The sequence below is a fragment of the Mycobacterium sp. NAZ190054 genome (assembly GCF_001545925.1).
Classification (GTDB): Bacteria; Actinomycetota; Actinomycetes; order Mycobacteriales; family Mycobacteriaceae; genus Mycobacterium.
In genome coordinates, this window is record NZ_LMVQ01000428.1 from 1 (window position 1) to 1,911 (window position 1,911).

Genomic DNA, 1,911 nt, shown 5'->3' on the forward strand with positions numbered 1-1,911 from the left:
TCGACGCAGACTTCACTCCGCGCTCGGCTACCGCACACCGCATGAAGTCCGCACCGAATATATGAATTCACAGCTCGCGGCTTAATTCCCGCGAAATCCGCAGTCTGAAAAACGCGGAGCAGGCCAAAGGAGCACAGCGGATCGCTGGGTCCGACGCTGCTGATCGACCTGGCGCAGAGCATCTCCCGCACCAAATTCTCGTGGCTGCTGAACCTGATGGCGCGCACCCCGCTGACCCGGACCGCGATCCACAACGCCATCGTCAGCAACGTCGCCGGCCCGTCGACCACGCTGTACAGCTGCGGCGCCGCGGTCACCGCGCTGTATCCGCTCGGCCCGATCTTCCACGGGTCCGGGTTGAACATCACGGTGTTGTCGCTGGCCGACATGCTCAACGTCGGCGTCCTCTCGTGCCCGCGGCTGGTCGACGACCTGTGGGACTTCGCCGACCGCTTCGACGCCGAGCTGAACGAGCTGCTCAGCCGCTGTTGACCCCGCGCCCCGTTAGACATCCCAGGGCCGTATGTTGTCAAGCGGCTTGGGTTTCTCGGTTAGTTTGGCGGTGCGCCCAGGCTTTGTGTTCGTTGTAGGCGGTGTGATGGCGTAGGCAGCCGTGCAGGATGCCGACGAGTCTGTTGCCCAGGGCGCGGAGGGCTTGGTGGTGCAGGTCGCCGGCGGCGCGGTGCTGATCGTAGAAAGCGCGGGCACCGGGGCTGTTGGTCAGGGCGCAGAATGCCCATTGGTCGATTGCGTCATAGAGGCGCCGGTTGCGGACATGTCGGGCCAGCACAGCGCGTTTGCGGCCCGACGCGACGGTCAATGGTGAGGTTCCGGCGTAATTCTTGCGAGACTTGGCGGTGGTGTAGCGGTTCGGGTCGTCCCCGAACTCACCGAGCACCCGGGCGCCGAGGATGACACCAAGTCCTGGCAGGGAACGGTAGATGTCGGCGTCCGGGTGTGTCTCAAAATGTGTCGCCAGCTCGGTTTCGAGGTCGGCGATCTGACGGTTCAGCTCAGCGATGATGGCGACTGCGGCGCGGGTGGTGGCCCTGAATGCGGCGGCGACCGCGGGCGGGGCAGCGAGCTGCTCGGTGCGCAAAGCGGTTTGGATCTCCAGTGCTCTGGTATCGAGGTTGCGTTGTCGCCCAGCGGCTTTGAGTGCCGATCGGATCTTTGAGAGGCTCAGTCGTGCCGCATCGGCTGGGGTGGGAGCGTGACCCAGGATGGCCAGGGCGTCGCGGTCAGACAGGGATTCGAAGGCCTCCAATGCGGCGGGGTAGTACTCCCGCAGTGCACTGCGTAGGGCGTTGGTGTTGCGGTTGCGGCTCCAGATGAGGTTCTGATGTGCCCGCGCCAGCACCTTGATTGCTTCGGCATCTGGGGTGTCTCCGGCGATCGGGCGGTGGTTGTGCCGGTCGGTGCGCACCAGATCAGCGAGCAGTTTGGCGTCGCCGGCATCGGACTTTGCGCCCGAGACGTGGTGGCGGTCGCGGTAGCGGGCCACGGCGAGCGGATTGACCGCAAACACCTGGTAGCCGGTCGCGGCGAGGGCTTCGACCCATAGACCGCGGTCGGTTTCGATACCAATCACGACCTGGGTGGGTTCCCCGGCATGGGCGGCGACCAAGTCGTGGAACCCGCGTATGCCGGCCAGTCCTTCTGGCAATCGCCGCGACGCCAGTTTGGTTCCGTCAGCGTCCATCAGATGGATGTCATGGTGGTCTTCAGCCCAGTCGTCTCCAATGAATAGCGTCAACTCGCCTCCCTGCTCGATGATGGGTAAACCTCGATCCACCGATGGATTGCCTGGATAGGCGGGTGTCGGTATAAGGAAAGTGCCTTCTGAGCTGGGATGATTGGTGTTCCTTACGCAACAACCGTCCAAGTTCGGAAAGGCACTTCCAGTGCAAG

1 protein-coding gene and 1 pseudogene are annotated in these 1,911 nt (G+C 63.9%); one reads left to right on the forward strand and one right to left on the reverse strand.

Annotation, left to right across the window (positions count from 1 at the left end):
* Positions 1-135 precede the first annotated feature (135 nt).
* Positions 136-492 (forward strand): annotated as a pseudogene (locus tag ASJ79_RS31490) (WS/DGAT domain-containing protein); the annotation flags it as partial.
* Between the two features lie 37 nt (positions 493-529).
* Here the strand turns inward: ASJ79_RS31490 and ASJ79_RS23385 are convergent.
* Positions 530-1,702 carry an IS110 family transposase gene (locus ASJ79_RS23385; RefSeq protein WP_231750994.1) on the reverse strand — a complete coding sequence of 391 codons (1,173 nt, stop codon included), beginning with the start codon at positions 1,700-1,702 and terminating at the stop codon, positions 530-532.
* Positions 1,703-1,911: the final 209 nt, after the last annotated feature.

Bases quoted from the DNA above. Each gene is read 5' to 3' on its own strand.
- ASJ79_RS23385 (WP_231750994.1), bottom strand. From the start codon at position 1,702: ATGGACGCTGACGGAACCAAACTGGCGTCGCGGCGATTGCCAGAAGGA.